Origin of the sequence: Leptolyngbya cf. ectocarpi LEGE 11479 (assembly GCF_015207065.1) — a bacterium.
GTDB classification, from domain to species: domain Bacteria; phylum Cyanobacteriota; class Cyanobacteriia; order Phormidesmidales; family Phormidesmidaceae; genus Leptothoe; species Leptothoe ectocarpi.
Genome location: NZ_JADEXP010000497.1, coordinates 1 through 3,435, shown reverse-complemented (window position 1 = coordinate 3,435; position 3,435 = coordinate 1). Strand labels below are relative to the sequence as shown.

Sequence of the window (3,435 nt, the reverse complement as noted above, 5' to 3'; positions counted from 1 at the left end):
CTTCTGGCTATTCCCCATCTTTGGCTTTGGAGCCATTGCCTTTATGCTAGATGGCTATTTTCTCGGTCTGACCTCAGGCCGTACGTTACGCAATTCTTCAATGTTGGCTGCATTAGTCGGCTTTTGCCCGTTAGCCCTAATTGCTTACAGCCTGCAAAGCCCTCATGTCTTATGGCTGGCCATGACCAGCTTTATGGCGCTCCGAGCCCTCACTCTACTGCGAGCGGTACCCATGAGTCTAAAAACTGCCGATGCTAAAGCCCTTACCGCACCGTCAGCGCAACAGCCCCTCCCAACGATGTACGACTTGCCGAGTGAGTATCCCGAGGAGCCTGGGTTGCCTGACGAATTCCATAACTTTCAGCCGCAGCTATTACGAGAAACCTGCCAACTGACCACCCAGGCCATGGATGAGGTGTTTTTTGGCACGGATCTTAATGTCTATTACGATAGTCGTCATCCCCAGTGGCACAAGCGCCCCGACTGGTTCATGGTGTTGGGAGTGCCCGCCGCTAAACAACAGGCAGATTTACGCTGGAGCTATGTGATCTGGCAAGAAGGCGTGAGTCCGTTTCTTGTGGTAGAGCTGCTGTCTCCAGGGACCGAGGATGAAGATTTAGGACGTAGCCTGCGAGAAATTAATCAACCCCCTGGTAAGTGGGACGTCTACGAACGATATTTGCGGGTGCCCTACTATGTAGTGTTTGACCGCTATCAAAATAATTTTCGCCTGTTTCAGCTGATCGCCACCCAATATCAGGAAATTCCCTTAGAAGACAAGCGCCACTGGTTTGACGAAATCAAGCTGGGTCTGGGTGTCTGGCGAGGCAGCTACCAGGGAGCGACGGGGCTATGGCTCCGGTGGTATGGGGCGGATGATGAGTGGTTGCCAACGTTAACTGACAAAGCTGAACAGGCTCAAACTCAAGTCATAGCAGCAGCAGAAAACCTGCTAGCGACCGGCATGTCTAGGGAGCAGGTGGTAAGTATTCTCAACTTGACTGATGCCCAGAGGATGCTGTTGGACTGATATTTGCCAGTTAGGGAACTGTGGCTAAACAATGTCCCCGATCGATCTGGTTTCGACTTCGCTCAACCTTCTAGCTTCGAGAGTTGAGCGGAGTCGAGCAGCTTCGAGAGTTGAGCGGAGTCGAAACTCGATCTACGAATATTTCATTTTCAAGCCAGCTGCTGATCTACTCAGGATCGCAGCGAATTTCTACCAAAAAGCCATCCGGATCGTAGAAGTAAATACCGCGTCCGGTGGGTCTGCTGACGGGGCCATGATCGATAGGGATCTGGTTTTGTTTGAGCACGTCTACCGCCTGATCAAACAGAGACGGGGCGATATCAAAGGCGAGATGATTGGCCCGTGTAAACTGCTGAGCTGGGTCCGGATTGGGGGGCTCTAGATCAGGTTCGCCAAACAGGTCCAGAATGGTGCTATCAGGGAGTCTAAAGTTGGCAACTTTGCCCTGGGCGACTAATGCCACTAGTGTTTCAGGCACTTCATCTCCCGTGAGTTCGTGCAAACCCAGGACATCGCCGTAAAAATGGCGGGATGCGTCCATGTTTTTAACATTCAGGGCAATGTGATGCACCCCACGCAGAGTATTAGGGCTGAGTCCTGTGTGCTGGCTGTCGATAGATAAGGTCATGCCGTGAGACCGTCCGGGCTTTTCTGGCTTTAGCAACCCAATCTTAGCGAATCAATCACAAATCAATCGATGGCGTGAATAAGGCAGCGTGAATCCTGCTAATTCATTTGTCAATAGGGTTGATAATAATAAACATATAGTTTCTGCTTTGTTAAATCGCTTTAATTACTATGAACAGTCTTTTCCTCGAACGTCTGCATAGTCCCGAACGACCCGTGATTGTTTTTGATGGGGCGATGGGGACCAATTTGCAGGTCCAGGAACTGACCGCTGATGATTTTGGCGGCTTGGAGTATGAGGGCTGTAATGAGTATTTGGTGATGACCAAGCCTGAGGCGGTGGCTAAGGTGCATCGAGATTTCTTTTCGGCGGGTGCCGATGTGATTGAAACCGATACCTTTGGGGGCAGCACGTTTGTCCTGGCAGAGTACGGTCTTCAGGACCAAACCTATGAGATGAACAAGGTGGCGGCAGAACTGGCCAAATGCTGCACGGCTGAATTTTCTACCCCGGACAAGCCGCGTTTTGTGGCGGGTTCCATGGGGCCAGGGACCAAGCTGCCCACCCTCGGACACATTACCTATGATGAGCTGCTGGCTGCCTTTACGGTCCAGGCGGAGGGACTGTATGACGGTGGTGTCGATCTGTTTATTGTCGAAACCTGTCAGGATGTGCTGCAAATCAAGGCAGCGCTCAATGCGATTGAGGCGGTGTTTGAGAAAAAGGGGACTCGTCTGCCGCTGATGGTGTCGGTCACGATGGAGACCACTGGCACGATGCTGGTGGGTTCGGATATTACGGCGGTGGTGAGCATTCTGGAGCCCTATCCCATTGATATTTTGGGGCTGAACTGTGCGACCGGACCAGACCTGATGACAGAGCATGTGAAATATCTGTCGGAAACATCCCCCTTTGTGGTGTCCTGTGTGCCCAATGCAGGACTACCGGAGAATATTGGCGGTCACGCGCACTATAAGCTGACGCCGATGGAGCTGCGTATGGCGCTGCACCGGTTTGTGGAGGATTTGGGGGTGCAGGTGATCGGCGGCTGCTGTGGTACCCGACCCGATCATATTGCGGCGCTGGCGCAGATTTCCCAGGAGCTGGCTCCGAAGCAGCGGCAGGTTAGGCTGTGTCAGGGGGAAGGGGAGAAAGGGGGAAAGGGGCCTCGTCCTGCTTTGAACTATCCGCCAGCAGCGGCTTCGATCTATGGGGCACAGCCCTATGACCAGGATAATTCGTTCTTGATTGTGGGGGAGCGGTTGAATGCGAGTGGTTCGCGTAAGGTGCGGGAGCTGCTGAATGAGGATGATTGGGATGGGTTGATTGCGATCGCAAAAAAACAGGTCAAAGAAGGTGCCCACATCCTTGATGTCAACGTCGACTACGTTGGCCGTAACGGCGAAGCCGACATGCACGAAATTGTCTCTCGTCTGGTTACCAACGTCACCCTGCCCCTGATGCTCGACTCCACCGAGTGGACCAAAATGGAAGCTGGCCTCAAAGTGGCTGGGGGTAAATGTATTCTCAACTCCACTAACTACGAAGACGGTGATGAGAGATTTTTCAAAGTCTTAGAGCTGGCAAAAACCTACGGGGCTGGTGTTGTCATTGGCTGCATTGACGAAGACGGCATGGCCCGCACCGCCGAGAAAAAATTCCAAATTGCTCAGCGCGCCTATCGCGATGCTCTGGAATATGGTCTGCCGCCCCACGAGCTGTTTTTTGACACTCTGGCGCTGCCTATCTCTACCGGTATTGAAGAAGACCGTGAGAA

General features: G+C 52.6%; 3 protein-coding genes. 2 read left to right on the top strand and 1 reads right to left on the bottom strand.

The genetic code is table 11. The features are described from left to right. Positions 1-1,030 (top strand): Uma2 family endonuclease (locus IQ260_RS28960; RefSeq protein ID WP_322745072.1); only part of this gene is annotated, 1,030 nt, incomplete at its 5' end. A gap of 166 nt (positions 1,031-1,196) precedes the next feature. Here the strand turns inward: IQ260_RS28960 and IQ260_RS28955 are convergent. Then, positions 1,197-1,658 (bottom strand): VOC family protein, encoded by a 462-nt coding sequence (locus tag IQ260_RS28955; RefSeq protein WP_193996531.1) that lies wholly within the window; start codon positions 1,656-1,658, stop codon positions 1,197-1,199. Between the two features lie 170 nt (positions 1,659-1,828). On the opposite strand from IQ260_RS28955, the gene IQ260_RS28950 reads away from it, so the two are divergent. Further along, positions 1,829-3,435 (top strand): homocysteine S-methyltransferase family protein (locus tag IQ260_RS28950; RefSeq protein WP_193996530.1); only part of this gene is annotated, 1,607 nt, incomplete at its 3' end.

Bases quoted from the DNA above. Each gene is read 5' to 3' on its own strand.
- IQ260_RS28955 (WP_193996531.1), bottom strand. From the start codon at position 1,658: ATGACCTTATCTATCGACAGCCAGCACACAGGACTCAGCCCTAATACT.